Below are 16497 nucleotides of genomic sequence, written 5' to 3'. Positions count from 1 at the left end.
TTATCGGTATCACAATAGCCTCCCATTAGAATTTCATTCTACCTATCGACATAATTTAGATATATTTTCTTCTTTTTAATACTTCAAAAGAACTTATTTCTATCCATTGTAACTTTATCGAAATTTTAAGCCATGGATTTGAAAATGTTAAAACCAGAAAGCCTTATGATGTCATACGGCTACAAACCTGAACTCTCAGAAGGGGCTATTAAATGTCCAATCTTTCAAACCTCCACGTTTGTTTTCAAAACTGCGGAAGAAGGAAAAGCATTTTTCGAAGTAGCTTATGGTTTAAGAGAAAAAGAAGAAAGTGAAGAATTAGGCCTCATTTACAGCCGACTGAACAATCCAGATTTAGAAATTCTCGAGAACAGACTAACGCTATGGGATAAAGCTGAAGACTGCGCGGTGTTTGAAAGTGGTATGTCTGCTATCACAACAGTATTTCTACAATTTTTAAATCCTGGCGATTTACTGTTATTCAGCCAGCCAGTATATGGCGGAACAAGCCACTTTATTGAAGAAATTCTAACGCGTTTTGGTATTCACATAATTCCTTTCGATGCGGCTATGAGCAAAGAAGATATTATTGAAAAGGTAGAACGGAGTGGTCTCAGTGCTAAGTTAGCAATGATCTATGCGGAAACACCTGCCAACCCGACCAATGCCTTGATCGATCTTTTAATGTGTAAACAAATAGCAACACAATTTAGTACCCCAAATAAAGAAGTACTCTTTGCTGTAGACAACACATATATGGGCCCTATCTGGCAACATCCATTAGCCCATGGTGCGGATTTGGTACTTTATTCTGCCACAAAATACATTGGTGGCCATAGCGATGTCATTGCAGGTGCATGCCTAGGGTCTAAAAGTCTCATACAACAGGTCAAAGGAATGAGAACTTTTCTTGGAAATATGGCCGGTCCATGGACAGGCTGGTTGTTAATGAGGAGCTTAGAAACGCTCAAAGCAAGAATGAATATTCAAGAATTCAACGCTAAGAGAGTGGCCGAATTTCTAGAGGATCACCCATCGGTTGACAAAGTATTTTACCTCGGAAATATAGAAAATCCTCGTCAGAAAGAAATCTTCAAAAGACAATGTGAAGGTACAGGAGCCATGGTTTCATTCGAAATCAAAGGTCAAGAATCCGAGGCCTTCAAATTTCTCAATAGCCTCAAACTGATCAAGCTAGCCGTGTCTCTAGGTAGCACGGAATCTCTGGCAGAACACCCTGCCTCCATGACGCATGCTGGTGTCCCATTAGAAGAAAGGGTTAAATATGGTATTAGTGAGCAATTGGTACGTCTTTCCATCGGTGTAGAAAACTATGAAGACTTGATCTGGGACATAAAACAGGCACTTGATCAAGTTTCTGTCTCTACAGAATAGCCTTTTTATGTCAATCCAATCAATCTGATTAAGTTTTGAATTTATTTTATTAACAAATGTTAATTATATTCGTCATCATATTATAAACAATTGTTAATTATATGAGTGAGTATTCCCTTGGATCATTAGAAGAGACCATTTTAGTGATTGTACTGATGAAAGAAGAAAGTTATGGTGTTGAGATCGCCAAGGTCTATGAAGCACATCACGAACAGACCATTTCAATTCCCGCCATCCATATTGTATTGAAAAGGTTGGAGAAAAAAGGGCTAGTCAAATCAGCCTTTGGTGAACCGACTCCAGAACGCGGTGGTAAGCGAAAAAAATATTATCAGGGAACCCCTGCAGGTTATCGCATAGCGCGCGCCCTCCAAGAACGCAGGTCAGAAATGTGGTCACTGGTACCAAAAACATCTTTACAATATGGCCTCATTTAAGAGCCCACCACATTGGGCCTTACGCCTCTTACAATATGTCTGCCCCACTGATCTGGTCGAAGAAGTGGAAGGGGACTTGTATGAAGCTTTTCAGTGGCGTACTACAGAAAAAGGCATCTCATACGCCCGAAGAAAGTACATTTTCGAGGTATTCAGGTGCCTCAGATATTTTAGAATCAAAGTTCAGACTCAAAATAATAGTGTCATGTTAATCAAAAATTATTTCAAGATAGGGATGCGATTCCTTTGGAAAACCAGAGGTTACTCAAGTCTCAATATACTAGGCCTTGCCTTAGGGATCGCCATCTGTTGGCTAGCCTACATATTCGTTTCAGATGAGAATTCATTCGATGGCTTCTATGCCAATGGAGATCACATTTACAGACCCACGGCTACCATGTCCAGCGGAGATCGTACAGATCGTTTTGCCGGTTCTTCCTATATCATGGGAGAAGAATTTCCCAGCCAGATTCCTGAGATCATCAAAAGTAGTCGGTTCAAAAATGCATCCACCTTGGTGAAAGTTAAAGATGCCTTCCAACAAGAGTCTTTCCATTATGCCGATCGCGACTTCTTCGAAATGTTCTCTGTTGACTTTATCATAGGCAACCCCGGAGATTTTATTGATCCACTCTCAATAGTTGTTTCAGAAACTACTGCAGATCGCCTTGGTATAGAAAAAGCTAGTGGTCAGCAAGAAATTACCATCTCGTCAGGAGAAGAAGATCAGACTTTAAAAGTAGTCGGCATCTACAAGGATTTTCCACTGAATACCTCTGTCAGGCCACAGATCATCTTTCCTTTTTCTAGTTGGGCCTCTGAAAACGAGCGGAGAACAAAAGTCTGGTTCGACATTAACATGAATTCCTTCTTTCAAATCGACCCAAATTCAAGTGCTGAAGTGGTTGAACAAAAGATGAATGACGTCTTTCCAGAAGATCCAGAATTGGAAGAAGTTGAGGTTCGTTTAGGCCTTCAACCACTGACCGACATGCACCTGAACCCTGAGTTCGGCACTGGGAACGGTATAGCCGCCAGAGGTGACAATCAACTGATTACCATTGTGACTATCATAGGCATATTCTGCCTGCTGATCGCCTGTGTTAACTATGCAAATTTTGCAGTGGGTAACTATATTATTCGATTGAAAGAAGTCGCGCTTCGAAAGGTTTTTGGAGCTGAAAAGACCTCAGTATTCAAACAATTTGTGGCTGAGGCATTTATCTCTGCCTTCCTTGCTTTTGTACTGTCCATCATTTTCATGGCACTTATGTTGCCTGGCTTTGCCGAATATGCTGACAAGACCTATACTCTGGATATCATCTTTAATAGCGAGGTGCTCTTTGGTGGCTTACTTATCCTTGTGGTTGTTACGCTGCTCTCGGGTATCTATCCAGCGCTATTACTCTCTCGTTACAAAACCATTAATGGTTTGAAGGGCAAATCCAAACTAGGTGGTAGAAACTATCTAGCGAAGGGACTGATCACACTTCAGTTTGCTATCTCTGCCTTCCTAATAGCGGGTATGCTCACTATGAATGGTCAGTTGAGTTTCTTGCTAAATCACGACTTGGGTTATTCGGGAGAAAAAGTGGTTCGTGTATTCAGACCCATCACGGATACACAAACTAAAGAGAGCTTCAAAAATGACTTATTAGCCATTTCAGGGGTTGAAGACGTGACCATCGCGTCTGGCTTTAATGGCACTAACTATAAAGATCAGAATGATGTAAGAGTTGATGTCCGTCATGCCAGAATAGATCCTGACTATATTAAAACCATGGGCATCGAACTAGTGGCGGGTAGAAGCTTCGACAAGGAAATATCGACTGATATTACTGGTGCAGTTATAGTGAACGAAGCATTTATAGAGAAGACAAAGCTAGAAAACCCCATAGGCAAGCAGATATACTTTAACTATGGCGAGTTCCAAAAACCAACTATTGTTGGTGTTGTTAAAAACTTCAATTTTGAGTCTTTACGCTCAGGTGTGGACCCTTTGGTGATGTGGATGGGCGATCGTCTGTTAACCTACAACACTTACATCAAGTTTTCTGGCGTCAATCAAGATAAGATAGCAGAAATTGAAGCGATTCATGACCGATATTTTTCTCCCTATCCTTTCAGCTATAGGTTTGTGGAAGATGATATTGCCAATAGATATGCATTAGAGGCGAGTATCAGAAAAATAGCACAAGTAGGTTCAGCAGCAGCAATCTTCCTTTCATGCTTGGGTTTAATGGGATTCGTGGGCAATCAAATTCGTCAACAGATGAAGGATGTAAGCGTCAGAAAAGTTGTAGGTGCCAGTGGTAAACAAATTTTCGGCCTCTACCTAAGTAAGTATATCTGGCTGTTGCTCATTGGCACTGTGGTAGGTTTGGCCATTGCCATCAGCGTGATGACCGATTGGCTCAACAATTATACCTACAAAATTGACTTTGGCTGGACCATAGGTGCCACAGCCGTTATAGCCGTATTGAGTGTGGCCGTCTTAACGGTATTTTCCCAATTATACAGAGCACTTAAGGCTAACCCAATCACTTACCTGAAAGAGGAATAAAAAACCACTTATCAGAAAAAAGGCCTCAATGTGCAGTTCAGCAGCTTGAGGCCTTTTTACTGCCTTAAAAAGTAATTATATTATATGATCACTTTTTAAACTCATTCCATGACAACTGCCGGCTATTCAGGCACTCCTTTAGCTAAAAAACTAGGTATAAAGGACAACTATGCCTGCCACTTTTTACAAGTCCCGGAGTATTACTTCAATCTATTTGAGGCGATGCCAGACATTGAAGCGATCGAGGCCCCTGAACCCGAGAGTATTGACTTTGCCCATGTATTCTTGATGTCGCAAGATGATATGAAGTCGCTTATTCCCCCTGTCAAAGACTATTTAAAAAAGGATGGGACGCTATGGCTTTCTTGGCCTAAAAAGGCTTCCAAACTAAAGACCGATCTGGACGGCAATGTGATTAGAAGTTTTGGACTGGGCATCGGACTAGTCGATGTGAAAGTGGCTGCCGTTGATGATATCTGGTCGGGTTTAAAGTTTATGTATCGAGTGAAGGATAGGTAGCTTCTAGCTGTGAGATACAAGCCCCCAGCAGGAGACAAAAAAACAAACCGATTTATTAGTACCCGAAAATCATTCTATGCTAATTTTGCGCTATGCAAAACGATCCGGAATTAAATGGCAAATACCTCGGCTCCATCACAAAGGATTTTGTGGTAGTGGCCGATACCTTGAAAGAGGCATCTTATCAAGTCAGAAAAAGAGGCTTCTCTGATTTTCCAATATTCCCTATTTCTCAAACCGATATTCCCATTGGACAATTATTGATCGGTCGCAACGAGCTTAGTACTGAGTGGAACTACCACATCACCTATTTAGATGAATTTGTGCAGCGTAAATTGGTTGAAGATGAAGATGCTTTTAAGCAAGCATATAAAAATCCGGACGAATTCTGCTGTCTCTTTGTAGTCGACCAGACCTTTACAAACTTTTTATTCGTACCATTCCCAGAAGACGAATAACCTAATCGGTTTACCAATCGTTGTCATATAAAAGTCAATATGGAGGCGGTAACTCAAGAAAACGAAACATTGGTGCGCAGCTTGCTGGGCAAGCTCGAAGAAGTAGGTAAAAATATTACCTGGAGAATTAATAACACCTACAGCAATGGTATAGATAACACCGTGCTCGAGATTCAAATCTTTGAGAATAAAATACAAACCGGACGCATCGCCTTCCAATTGGAAGATGGTCATGTCATCAACTATCGGTACAAAGATCTTGAAAAACGAATTCCAATTCAGATCATGGATATGCTTTTGGATGTAATTGGATACGAGTTAGACCACGCCTAAGCCCCAGTCCTTTCAGACACGTATTGATCAATGTAGTCTTCAAAGGATTTCATCAAGCCTTTAGTTCTTTCCCCTACTAGTCCATTTCCTATATGCCGATCGTCAAGCTTAACCACTGGCATAATCTTCTTGGTACTGCTGGTGATAAAGACTTCTTCGGCTCCCAACAACTCTTCCAAACCAATCGGTGCAATCTTGATCTTGAAAAGAGACTTAGCGCATTTGAGTACATTTTTTCGTGTAACGCCACTTAAAACACCTACTTGGTTTGTCCTCAGCAAATCACCATCAAAAAAGAAGACATTACTTCTAGACACTTCTGAGACAAGCGCGCCATCATGGTAGAGTACATCCGTATGACCATCAGTCAACCATTGTTTCTGCAATGAAAGCGCTTGGGCATAATAAGTAGACTTCACCTCTGGGAAATCTCTATGGTATTTGTGAAGCATCAGGCTTATGCCATCCTCATAGAGCTTTGGCGCTGGGTCTGCAAATGGATTATTCAAAATAATGATTTGCGATTTACCAGGACTGAAGCCATCAGTCGACTCACCTCCAGTTACAATAATCTTAAAGCTGCTATACTCAAATTGATTTCGAGCAATGAGTTCTTTAATCGTTGACGCTAACTCCCCTCTAGAAATAGGCAATGTCAAATTTAGTTTTGCCGCTGAATTTTCAAGCCTATCTAGGTGGTCTTCGAGAAAGAGTGGAACCTTACCAACAGCCTTAAAAAAATCAAAGACGGCATAACCTCTTAAAATGCCCACGTCATCAATTGACAGATTAATTAGACGCTTTGGCACAAAGTTGCCGTTAAAGTAGTGAACCGTTTCTTTCATCCTAGTATTGGTTTGCCCATGCTCTTATTACCTTGCTAAAGATATGCCTAAAGATTATTACCATATCCTGGGAGTCAAAAAAACTGCAAGCACCAAGCAAATCAAACAGGCATATCGTGAAAAAGCTAAAAGCGCCCATCCCGATGTTAATGGAGACAATGAATCACTGGTTTCTATTCAAGAAATCAATGAGGCCTATGGCGTTCTTTCTAACAATGCGTCTAGAAAAGAATATGATCTAGCCCTACTTGCATTCCATCAGCGTATGACGGCTGAATCAATGAATTCTAGCAGCATGGGTAAAGAGTTCGATTCTTTCTTTCGATTTGAGTCAAGGAATATCTATCCACCCACAGACTATGAGGCGAACGCAAAGCACTCAAAAACATTCAATCTGGTATTTCTGGTGGTAGCATTACTTTTCTTAGCAGACATGACATTCTACAAACCTGTCATGAAAACAGAGATTGTTAGGGTGAATCGCACAAGGTCATTCCACAATGGGGAGTACATCACTGAACTCAACTATGTTAGTTCAGAAGGAATCACCTTCAAAAGTCCTGATGGCAATTATGACCTAGAAGCTGGTGATATCATCGAATATAAAAGAAGTCTTCTATTTGCTAAGATGAGGGGTTTTAAGGGCGGCCAAAAAACTGATTTTCTTTATTTCAGCGATCGATCTTATGTAACGCTCATCAGTATTTTGGCAATAGTCGCAGCTATACTCGGGCTTTCTAAGTTGCTGACTGCAGAGCGTCAGTTTAACGCTGCCATCATTTCAGGCTTTCTGTGCGTCATACTGATCTTGAGTCTATTTTTCGCTTAGATGATTCCAGCCTTGCGCAGAAAGCGCTACTTGGTTACCCTTCTTGGTCGTAATGAAATTCCCTTTGGACAAATCTTGCGCATGTCCTATAAAATGAATGTCGGCATGCTTTTCCAACTTGGCGTGATCCTCTTGCTTTATGGTGAAAAGCAATTCGTAATCTTCACCCCCATTTAGCGCAGAAGTCATTGGATCAAGATTGAATTCCACTGCTGTTTCAAAAGTCTGATTATCGATCGGTAGTTGGTCTTCATAAAGTGTGAACCCCACACCTGAATGCTTAGAGAGGTGTAAAGTTTCAGAAGCCAGACCGTCAGAAATATCAATCATAGATGTTGGCACCACACCGATCTCTCTGAGTTCATGGATAGCATCCATTCTGGCCCTAGGTTTGAGCTGACGTTGCACCACATACTGATATTTATCTAGCTGTGGTTGCATGTTAGGATTGGCTAGAAAAGTCTGTTTTTCCCTCTCTAGCACCTGCAAGCCAATAAATGCTCCACCTAAGTCCCCGGTAGCACATAAAATATCACTATTACCAGCGCCTTTTCTATAGGTCACTAATTCTTTAGAGGTCTTTCCAAAAATAGAGACAGAAATAACGAGTCCGCTTTGAGAAGCCGTGGTATCACCACCTACTAAATCAATATTAAAATCTTCTGCCGCGGCCTTTATACCAGAGTAAATTGCCTCGATGGCTTCTACAGAAAAACGATTACTCATCGCCAGAGAAACCACTACTTGTTGTGGAATGCCATTCATCGCTGCAATGTCAGATACATTGACAGCAATGGACTTATAGCCTAGATGCTGAAGCGGAACATAGGACAGATCAAAGTGAACGCCTTCCACTAACATATCGGTAGAAATTAAGCCGTACTCATCACCTTGATCGATTACAGCTGCATCATCTCCAACGCCCAAGACCGTGCTGGCCTGCTTAGGCGAGAAACTTTCTGTCAACCTATCAATCAGACCAAATTCTCCTAACTCTGATAACTCTGTTCTTTTTTCGGACATGCCCTATTCCTGATTTTGGATGGCAAAGATAATGGATAGTTCTGAGTTGGGCTTCCTACATGTGGTAGTCAATAAAATTCTCACTTAATTTGTTCCAATGAAGGATAAAGTCGTCATCATCACCGGAGCTTCTTCCGGTATAGGCAAAGCCCTTGCTTTGGAGTTCGGTAAGCTGGGTGCTAAGGTGGTTATCACAGGCAGAAATGAGGAAAGACTCAAAGAAGTGAGTAAGGCACTGGATGCGCTAAATACTCCTAATCTCTGCCTGAAGCTTGATGTAGCAAAAGAAAGTGACAATGAAAGTCTGGTGAACCAGACCCTCGAAGCCTTTGGGAAAATCGACATCCTGATCAACAATGCGGGAATTTCAATGCGCGCATTACTGGAAGAAATTGAGATGGATGTCTTCCGAAAGGTCATGGAAATCAATTTTAACGGAACACTATATGCTACAAAGTGTTGTCTTCCTCACATCCTGAAAACCAAGGGAAGCATAGTCGGTATTTCTTCTATCAATGGCTATCGTGGCACACCGGCCAGAACAGCTTACACAGCATCAAAATATGCAATGAATGGCTTCTTTGAATCCCTTCGCACAGAAGTGATGCATCGCGGAGTACATGTATTAGTAGCTTGCCCGGGCTTTACTGGCACCAACATTCGAAATGCAGCCTTAACAGCCGATGGTACTTCACAAGGTGAGTCTCCTCGCGATGAAGGCAAAATGATGACAGCCGAAGAAGTAGCGCAAGGTATTATCAAAGCTATCCGAAAGCGTAAGCGCGATATTGTCTTCACCACCCAAGGCAAACTGGCTGTGTTTTTAAATAAATGGATGCCTGGCAGAATGGATAAGATCGTATTCAACGTCTTCGCCAAAGAACCAGATTCTCCTTTTCAGAAGCAGTAATCAGTGATCGGAAACTAGCAAACAGTAGATTATCACCAGCAAAGCCAATAATCATAATACTGTTTACCATTAACTGATAACTAATCACTATTTTTCTACATGCAGCAGATTCTGAAGACGTATCAAAGACGGTTGACCAACCTATCGGGCAACAACCGTTCCCTGCTACTTCTTCGGCTGAATGCTGAACAGTTCCTAGACCTTCACGATCTAGACCATGTGAATGGCGAACCTTCTTGGAACCTCATTGATCAAATCATCGCTCGTAAGTCGAAAGTAAAACTCATTCCCATCACCGATGCCAGAGATGAGAAGTCCAATAAGCTCTCGGCCAGACTGAAGAAGCTTCAACGCAGAGAGCAGTTCATTTTTCAAGAAAGTGGTGCTCGAGATCTTTATGTCGGTTGGCCGTTTGTAGAGGGGAAATTCAATGATGGCACCTCATTACGGGCACCTCTGTGCTTCTTTCCGGTAGCGCTAGATCAAACTGGCAAAGACTGGGTTTTATGTCCTAAAAAAGATGTTAACATCAGCTTCAACAAAAGTCTTTTACTCGCTTTTGCCCACTACAATCAAATAGACTTAGCTGATGAACTGGTAGAATTTACTTTCGATAGTTATGATAAGGAGAGCACTGCATTTAAAAACATGCTCTATGAGCAACTGAGGGAAAGTGCCATCGACCTCCGGTTTAGTAGAGAGTTTTACGGAAGTCAGTTAGAATCATTTGGGGCAAAAACCAAAGAGGGTTTCGAATCGAGATTAGAAGAGGGAGAAGTCAGCATCAAGATGCAGGCAGTCCTTGGTATTTTTCCGCAAGCAGATTCCTATCTCGTTCCTGACTATGATTTTATGCTTGACCAGGAAAAAGCGGAAAGTCTGGAGCAATTCTTCGAAAGCAAGAGCCTCAATCAACCAGATATTCATTCGGCTGACTTTGATCCTACGAGACACTTTCTCAGCAATGTCAATGAGTATGAGACCTACACTCCTTTTGCGCTTGACGCTTATCAGGAAAACGCATTGAATGCTGTAAAGAAGGGTAATTCTATTGTGGTTCAAGGCCCACCAGGAACGGGCAAATCACAATTGATTTGTAACCTCATTTCGGACTTTATTGCCAGAGGCAAGAAGGTCTTAGTCGTTAGCCAGAAACGTGCTGCCTTAGATGTGGTCTATGAGCGATTAAAATCCATCAAGGCCGAAGACTTTGCCACACTGGTCCACGACTTTAAAGCCGATAGAAAGGCTATCTACGATCAGTTGGCAAATCAAATCGAGCAACTTCAAGACTACAAAAGAAGTAATACGAGTCTCGATGCATTACAGCTCGATCGAGCCTTTAAGCAGTCAAGTCTAAGCATTGAAGACATTACCGAAGCACTGGACGAGTATAAAAAAGCCCTGTTCGATACCAATGAATGTGGGCTTTCGATCAAAGAGCTCTATCTCACATCGAGTCCAGATGAACCTTCTGTTTCCCTTGTTCAGGAATACAGTGATTTTCATTTCGGTGAAATGAAGTCTTTCAAAAAAGACCTATGCCTTTACTTTGATTATGCCAAGGATTTAAACGTTGACGAACACCCATGGTCTGATCGTGTGAGTTTTGCCGACTTTGGTCCCGCTGATCTTCAATTAATCCTCAGCTTCATTGATGAGATTCTCGAAGAAGCTAATCGCCTGAAGAAGGAGGTTGCTGAGGTTATTGGCGAAAAAGTAGATTATGACGACTGTCGTACCATCAGCGAAAACCTAGATCGCTTAGGAGAAATTCAGGACTTGCTTAACGAAGAGGACACCTTTGAGCTTTTTCGCCCTATGGTGGTCTTTGGAAGTGAAGATGCAGGACTCTTATGGCTTCAGAACACACGTAAACTCATCAACACTTGTTTTGCCGATCATGGTGTAGAGAAGAGTATTCCTGCTCCCGAAATCGGGGAGGTTCAAACCATACTCAAGCAGCGAAGTGATGCCAAGAATACTTTTTGGAAATCATTAAAATGGAGGTTTTCGAAAGAAAAACTTCGGCTTGCTCGAATTCTGGTAGCTAATAACCTTAGGGATGACAAGCCTGCGCTGAAAGTACTGACGGCACGCATCGACAATCGACTGAACCTACAGCATCAATTAACCAAACTGAGAGGTGTTGGTTGGATTAATGAGGTTCCTCAATCTCCCGATCAAGACATCATCAATGCCTGGCTCGACCGGATGGAGAAAGCCATCAAGGCAAAAGTCCTCTTCGATTCCTTTGCAAATTTTAAGGAGTTCTTTCCGCTAAAAAATTCATCGGCTAAGATATTCGGCAACAAGTTGAAGGCGATCGGTCGGATTCTTCAGGTACTTCCTGACAAGCGCGCCAACTGGAACAAGTATGTGCTTCCTCGGCAGATTGACACCATGCTGGTGGATGCCAATTATGCTACAGCACTCAAAAAAAGTGTCAGAAAAGACTTTGACGTACTGATCGTTCTGGACAAGATCAGAGCTTCTTTCAATGAATCTCAAACAGCTACCACCGATAAGATCATTGATTTTGGAGTTGCCAAAAAGGAAGAAGCCATTGCCTTGTTCGACAATAGCGTTAGGCTCGCCTGGATCAACCATATCGAAAACAAATACCCCATCCTTGCTGAGGCCTCCACCCTGAAGTTTCAGTCAATGATTGACGAACTCCAGCAAGCGGTATTCGATAAAGCCGAGGCCAGCGCTTCAATTTTGCTGCAAAGAACGAAAGAACGGACCTATGAGGGACTTGAATTCAACCGACTGAATAATCAGGTAACCTATCGAGATTTAAAACATCAAGTGACGAAAAAGAGAAAGGTCTGGCCACTTAGAAGACTGATCTCAAACTTCGAACATGAGCTCTTTAACCTAGTGCCTTGTTGGTTGGCTTCGCCTGAGGCGGTTTCCGCAATCTTCCCAATGGAATCATTCTTTGACTTGGTCATTTTTGATGAGGCGAGTCAGTGTTTTACTGAAAAAGGGGTCCCCTCGATTTATAGAGGAAAGCAGGTTGTAATTGCTGGTGATAGTCAGCAACTAAGACCTAATGATCTCTACCGAGTAAGGTGGGAAGACGAGCAGGAAGAGATGGATTTAGAGGTTGATTCTCTCTTGGAACTCGCAAATAATCATTTGATGCAAGTACACCTTGAAGGACACTATAGAAGTCATTCACTCTCCTTAATAGACTTTTCGAATCAGCACTTCTACAAAGGCAAACTGAAAGTATTGCCAGACTTTAAGGGTGTCAATAATACAGACGCCTCCATAGAGTACGTCAAAGTTGATGGTCTCTGGGAAAAGCAACAAAACCAGGCTGAGGCTGATAGAATTGTAGCGCTTGTGAAGAGATTCACTGCTGAAGATGAGCAGAAATCCATTGGTATTGTGACCTTCAACGCACCACAGCAAGCGCTGATTTTAGACTTATTAGAAGAAGCTGGGCTAGGTCAAACCAATGATCTATTTGTCAAGAATATTGAGAATGTTCAAGGCGATGAAAGGGACATTATCATCTTTTCAACAGCGTATGCACCGAATGCCTCGGGCAAGCTATCAGCACAATTTGGAAGCTTAAATCAAATTGGTGGAGAAAACAGACTGAATGTGGCCGTCACAAGGGCCAAAGAGAAGGTGATTGTGGTAACATCAATTCTACCTGAAGAACTGAAAGTGGATCATGTCAAAAATGATGGCCCTAAGCTACTCAAGTCCTATTTGCAATACGCTTTTGATATCTCAAATGGCAACTTCAAGCCTAATCTGCCTACAAAGACAGACTTTGGGGTAGACTGGTATTTAAAAAAGAAATTACAAGGATGGGAAAATGAATTCCCTGTTGATTTTGAATATGAAGACGTCTTTGCTGACCTCACTATTAAATCGAAAAGCAAATACCTTGGCTTGCTATTTACCGATGACGACTACTTCTATGAAAGCCTTTCTTCAAAGGAAGTGTTTGTTTACAGACCTGCTCATCTGAAATCGAAAAACTGGCCTTCAGACATGATATTATCAAGAGAATACTGGATGCAACAAGATAAGGCTAAAGACAAGCTCAACAGGTTTATTGAGCAGGTCAGTGATCAATCCTGATCGGACTTTTCAATGCGTAAACCAACGGAGTAAGTACCTTCTAGGTCAGTCTTCCTCATGTACTGTGCAACCTTAAGTCTGTACATACCGGGACTTGGAAAATCGTATTGAGACAAAATCGTTTCGCTGTGCTGAAAGACACTGTTACCCTTACCAAACGGCTTGCCTGTGGTCTCATCAAATAACTGGAAGTTTACCAAGTCGGAAGTCAATGTATTGCCAATACTGTCTTCCAAATAGTAAGTCATGTAACAGTTCCTAAACGGAAAATCAAGACTGTTTCTAATCTTAAGGATCAGGTCATTATTTGATATCTCGTCAACTTGAAACTCAAAGCTTGGCATTACATCCATATTCCAGCTCTGATCTTCAAAATCATAATCAGACTCATATACCCTTCCACTATCACAACTGATAACAAAGAGCACCATCAATGCTATGAGAATAACTGAAGACCTATTCATTATTGGGCTTTTTATTTCTAAACGGCCTTTTCTTTCTTCTCTTGTTCTGACCCTTGTTGGCACCTGCCTCTTGAGGCTTTTGCTGGTTACCAGCTTGTGACTGAGGCTGCTGTGCCTTTTTCGCCTGAGGATTGCCAGATTTCTTCTTCCGATTACGGTTTCGGTTATTCCTTCCCTTCTTAGATCCTGAATCTTTCTTCCTGAACTTTTCATCCATCTGCTCAAGATCTCGGTTGATCTTATTATCGGCAATGGTGACTTCAATGGTATCTAATGTCAAGCTCTCTGGAAACTCACCGGCTTTGTTCATCTCGATGATTTCCTTTACTCGGTCGGTAGAGATGGGATGCCAGTTATTGTCTTTTTCAAAACTGAACCACATAAGTCTTCTGAAAATGTCGGTTTTCTGAAGACGAGCTTCTCCGTTCTTAGTCTTTAAGAATTTAACCTCAGGAATATGCTGAAGGGCATCCATATAGGTCTCCAACTCATAATTTAAGCAACACTTCAATCGGCCGCATTGACCAGAAAGTTTGCTTGGATTAAGACTAAGGTTTTGGTAACGCGCAGCTGAAGTGGAAACGCTTTTGAAATCAGTGAGCCAGGTAGAACAGCATAATTCTCTTCCACATGATCCTATCCCTCCTAAACGACTTGCTTCTTGCCTAAGACTAATTTGTCTCATTTCGACCCGAATTCGGAACTCGCCCGCTAAGACCTTGATCAGTTCTCGGAAGTCAACACGTTCTTCTGCCGAGTAATAAAAAGTAGCTTTAGTGTTATCTGCTTGAAACTCGATGTCGGTGAGTTTCATAGCCAATTTCTGCTCTAGAATTATATTTCTGGTTCGGTAAAGTGCTGGGTTCTCCCTTTTTCTTACCTCCTCAAATTTCTCTAGATCATTGAGTGTTGCCTTGCGGTAAATTTTCCGAATCTCATCATTATTGGCAATGCTCTTCTTCTTCATTTGAAGGCGTACCAATTCTCCTTGCATGGAAACATAGCCAATGTGATGTCCTCCTTGAACATCAACTACAATCGCTTCACCAGTAACTAAATCGAGATCGGAAATATTACGATAGAAATCTTTACGCCCATTTTTGAACCGTACCTCAACAATATCGAATTTCTCCTGGACAGGGATGTCCATATTCGAAAGCCAATCAAATACGTTGAGTTTGTTGCAACCACCCGTGGAACATCCACCATTGTTGTTACAACCTGCTGTTTTTCCTTCAGCACTTACGCCACAGCTACAGCTCATAGGTATATATAATGCCCATTAGGGCTTTGAGTCTATTAATCAATCAATTGCAAAATATCCTGTCCGATATCTCTTCTGTGATATACGTCTTGCCAGGAAATATTCGCTATGCCATTATAAGAATTTTCAAGGGCTTTTGCTACCGAAACACCTCTACCGGTAATGGCAAGTACACGCCCACCATTAGTCACTACCTCGCCACTCTCTGACAACTTAGTTCCTGCATGAAATACTGTAGCTCCAGAAACCGTGTCTATCCCTTCAATCGGATGACCTTTCTCATACGCCTCAGGGTAGCCACCGGCCACCATTACAACAGTGGTTGCTGCTTCAGCATCAACTTCAAAATCTGTTGTGCTTAGCTTTCCTTCAGCAGTTGCCTTTAACAGATCAACTAAATCAGATTTGATGCGAGGAAGGACGACTTGAGTTTCGGGGTCACCCATACGTACATTGTACTCGATCACGTAAGGATCTCCACCTACATTCATAAGGCCAATGAAGATAAATCCTTTGTAATCAATGTTGTCTTTCTTCAATCCATCCACAGTCGGTTTTACAACACGTTCCTCAACCTTCTCCATAAAGTCTCCTTTGGCAAAAACTACCGGAGAAACGGCTCCCATTCCGCCTGTGTTAAGACCTTTATCTTGCTCACCAATACGCTTATAGTCCTTGGCCTCTGGAAGAATCTTATAACTCTCACCATCTGTCAATACGAAAACAGAAAGTTCGATGCCTTCCAAAAATTGCTCAATGACTACTCTGCTAGATGCTTCTCCGAACTTCGCATCGACCAACATTTCTTTCAATGTTTCGCGCGCATGTTCATGTGTCTCGGCAATGATAACACCCTTTCCAGCTGCTAAACCATCGGCCTTTAAAACCACTGGAGTCGGATGGCTCGACACATAATTCAAGCCTTCCTCAAGCGTCTCTCTGGTAAAAGTCATTGATCGAGCAGTTGGAACATTATGCCTCTCCATGAATTTCTTGGAGAAGTCTTTACTTCCTTCCAGTTCCGCACCGGCTTTCGAAGGCCCTACCAATCCAATATTTGATAAAGTCGGGTCAGCATTGAAATAATCACTAATCCCGTTTACCAAAGGATCTTCAGGTCCGACTATTACAAGATCTACTTGGTTGTTCTTAACAAAGTCGCCAATGGCATCGAAGTCATTGACACCGATGTTTACGTTTTCGCCAATGGCCGCAGTACCTGCATTTCCAGGCGCTATATATAATTTATCACATTGTGGACTCTGGGCAATCTTCCAGCTGAAAGCATGCTCTCTTCCTCCACTTCCTAAAATCAGGATGTTCATGAAATCAAAAATTTAAGGGATAAAG

The 16497-nt window shown here is 41.9% G+C and carries 14 protein-coding genes and 1 pseudogene; 10 read left to right on the top strand and 5 right to left on the bottom strand.

Annotation, left to right across the window (positions count from 1 at the left end):
- Nucleotides 1–132: 132 nt before the first annotated feature.
- The 7 genes and pseudogenes from J4E76_RS11865 to J4E76_RS11840 all read left to right on the top strand — a co-directional run bounded on the left by J4E76_RS11865 (nt 133) and on the right by J4E76_RS11840 (nt 5705).
- Nucleotides 133–1395, top strand: coding sequence for a cystathionine gamma-synthase family protein (locus J4E76_RS11865; RefSeq protein ID WP_208504435.1), 1263 nt, complete (start codon nt 133–135; stop codon nt 1393–1395).
- Nucleotides 1396–1496: 101 nt separating this feature from the next.
- Nucleotides 1497–1832, top strand: a complete 336-nt coding sequence (locus J4E76_RS11860; RefSeq protein WP_208504433.1) for a PadR family transcriptional regulator — start codon at nt 1497–1499, stop codon at nt 1830–1832.
- Nucleotides 1819–2004 (top strand): annotated as a pseudogene (locus tag J4E76_RS21195) (permease prefix domain 2-containing transporter); the annotation flags it as partial. The gene J4E76_RS11860 and the pseudogene J4E76_RS21195, both read left to right, overlap by 14 nt.
- Before the next feature lie 33 nt (nt 2005–2037).
- On the top strand, nt 2038–4395 hold the full coding sequence (locus J4E76_RS11855) for an ABC transporter permease (RefSeq protein ID WP_208504431.1): 2358 nt from the start codon (nt 2038–2040) through the stop codon (nt 4393–4395).
- 108 nt (nt 4396–4503) lie between these two features.
- On the top strand, nt 4504–4914 hold the full coding sequence (locus J4E76_RS11850) for a DUF3052 domain-containing protein (RefSeq protein ID WP_208504429.1): 411 nt from the start codon (nt 4504–4506) through the stop codon (nt 4912–4914).
- Between the two features lie 92 nt (nt 4915–5006).
- On the top strand, nt 5007–5372 hold the full coding sequence (locus J4E76_RS11845) for a hypothetical protein (protein ID WP_208504427.1): 366 nt from the start codon (nt 5007–5009) through the stop codon (nt 5370–5372).
- Nucleotides 5373–5411: 39 nt separating this feature from the next.
- Complete coding sequence (locus tag J4E76_RS11840; RefSeq protein WP_208504424.1) at nt 5412–5705, top strand: hypothetical protein; 294 nt, start codon at nt 5412–5414, stop codon at nt 5703–5705.
- Here the strand turns inward: J4E76_RS11840 and J4E76_RS11835 are convergent.
- Entirely contained in the window at nt 5702–6550 is an 849-nt protein-coding gene (locus tag J4E76_RS11835; RefSeq protein ID WP_208504422.1) for an aminotransferase class IV, read from the bottom strand. The two genes, J4E76_RS11840 and J4E76_RS11835, sit on opposite strands and share 4 nt — an antisense overlap.
- A 43-nt stretch (nt 6551–6593) precedes the next feature.
- Between J4E76_RS11835 and J4E76_RS11830 the strand changes: the two genes are divergently transcribed.
- Complete coding sequence (locus J4E76_RS11830) at nt 6594–7379, top strand: J domain-containing protein (RefSeq protein ID WP_208504420.1); 786 nt, start codon at nt 6594–6596, stop codon at nt 7377–7379.
- Here J4E76_RS11830 and thiL read toward each other — a convergent pair.
- Nucleotides 7365–8402, bottom strand: coding sequence for a thiamine-phosphate kinase (thiL, locus tag J4E76_RS11825; protein ID WP_208504418.1), 1038 nt, complete (start codon nt 8400–8402; stop codon nt 7365–7367). The genes J4E76_RS11830 and thiL overlap by 15 nt on opposite strands.
- 97 nt (nt 8403–8499) lie before the next feature.
- Here thiL and J4E76_RS11820 point away from each other — a divergent pair, with 97 nt between their 5' ends.
- Both J4E76_RS11820 and J4E76_RS11815 read left to right on the top strand, forming a co-directional pair.
- Complete coding sequence (locus J4E76_RS11820; protein ID WP_208504416.1) at nt 8500–9312, top strand: SDR family oxidoreductase; 813 nt, start codon at nt 8500–8502, stop codon at nt 9310–9312.
- A gap of 99 nt (nt 9313–9411) precedes the next feature.
- Nucleotides 9412–13419 (top strand): AAA domain-containing protein, encoded by a 4008-nt coding sequence (locus J4E76_RS11815; RefSeq protein WP_208504415.1) that lies wholly within the window; start codon nt 9412–9414, stop codon nt 13417–13419.
- Here J4E76_RS11815 and J4E76_RS11810 read toward each other — a convergent pair.
- The 3 genes from J4E76_RS11810 to purD are packed head-to-tail and all read right to left on the bottom strand — an operon-like array spanning nt 13410 to nt 16472.
- Nucleotides 13410–13883 (bottom strand): gliding motility lipoprotein GldH, encoded by a 474-nt coding sequence (locus J4E76_RS11810; protein ID WP_208504412.1) that lies wholly within the window; start codon nt 13881–13883, stop codon nt 13410–13412. The two genes, J4E76_RS11815 and J4E76_RS11810, sit on opposite strands and share 10 nt — an antisense overlap.
- The gene (locus tag J4E76_RS11805; protein WP_208504409.1) at nt 13876–15147 is read right to left on the bottom strand and encodes a regulatory iron-sulfur-containing complex subunit RicT; all 1272 of its coding nucleotides are present in this window, start codon (nt 15145–15147) and stop codon (nt 13876–13878) included. Before J4E76_RS11805 ends, J4E76_RS11810 begins: the two co-directional genes overlap by 8 nt.
- Before the next feature lie 35 nt (nt 15148–15182).
- Complete coding sequence (gene purD / locus J4E76_RS11800) at nt 15183–16472, bottom strand: phosphoribosylamine--glycine ligase (protein ID WP_208504407.1); 1290 nt, start codon at nt 16470–16472, stop codon at nt 15183–15185.
- Between the last annotated feature and the right edge of the window lie 25 nt (nt 16473–16497).

The sequence above is a fragment of the Roseivirga sp. E12 genome (assembly GCF_017592825.1).
Lineage (GTDB): Bacteria > Bacteroidota > Bacteroidia > Cytophagales > Cyclobacteriaceae > Roseivirga.
The sequence above is the reverse complement of the archived record's forward strand: the minus strand, read 5'-3'. Positions and strand labels throughout refer to the sequence as shown.

What these genes read in the sequence shown, in the direction of transcription:
- J4E76_RS11820 (WP_208504416.1), top strand. Translation starts at nt 8,500, where the DNA reads ATGAAGGATAAAGTCGTCATCATCACCGGAGCTTCTTCCGGTATAGGC.
- purD (WP_208504407.1), bottom strand. Translation starts at nt 16,472, where the DNA reads ATGAACATCCTGATTTTAGGAAGTGGAGGAAGAGAGCATGCTTTCAGC.
- J4E76_RS11845 (WP_208504427.1), top strand. Translation starts at nt 5,007, where the DNA reads ATGCAAAACGATCCGGAATTAAATGGCAAATACCTCGGCTCCATCACA.
- J4E76_RS11860 (WP_208504433.1), top strand. Translation starts at nt 1,497, where the DNA reads ATGAGTGAGTATTCCCTTGGATCATTAGAAGAGACCATTTTAGTGATT.
- thiL (WP_208504418.1), bottom strand. Translation starts at nt 8,402, where the DNA reads ATGTCCGAAAAAAGAACAGAGTTATCAGAGTTAGGAGAATTTGGTCTG.
- J4E76_RS11835 (WP_208504422.1), bottom strand. Translation starts at nt 6,550, where the DNA reads ATGAAAGAAACGGTTCACTACTTTAACGGCAACTTTGTGCCAAAGCGT.
- J4E76_RS11865 (WP_208504435.1), top strand. Translation starts at nt 133, where the DNA reads ATGGATTTGAAAATGTTAAAACCAGAAAGCCTTATGATGTCATACGGC.
- J4E76_RS11805 (WP_208504409.1), bottom strand. Translation starts at nt 15,147, where the DNA reads ATGAGCTGTAGCTGTGGCGTAAGTGCTGAAGGAAAAACAGCAGGTTGT.
- J4E76_RS11850 (WP_208504429.1), top strand. Translation starts at nt 4,504, where the DNA reads ATGACAACTGCCGGCTATTCAGGCACTCCTTTAGCTAAAAAACTAGGT.
- J4E76_RS11810 (WP_208504412.1), bottom strand. Translation starts at nt 13,883, where the DNA reads ATGAATAGGTCTTCAGTTATTCTCATAGCATTGATGGTGCTCTTTGTT.
- J4E76_RS11830 (WP_208504420.1), top strand. Translation starts at nt 6,594, where the DNA reads ATGCCTAAAGATTATTACCATATCCTGGGAGTCAAAAAAACTGCAAGC.
- J4E76_RS11855 (WP_208504431.1), top strand. Translation starts at nt 2,038, where the DNA reads ATGTTAATCAAAAATTATTTCAAGATAGGGATGCGATTCCTTTGGAAA.
- J4E76_RS11815 (WP_208504415.1), top strand. Translation starts at nt 9,412, where the DNA reads ATGCAGCAGATTCTGAAGACGTATCAAAGACGGTTGACCAACCTATCG.
- J4E76_RS11840 (WP_208504424.1), top strand. Translation starts at nt 5,412, where the DNA reads ATGGAGGCGGTAACTCAAGAAAACGAAACATTGGTGCGCAGCTTGCTG.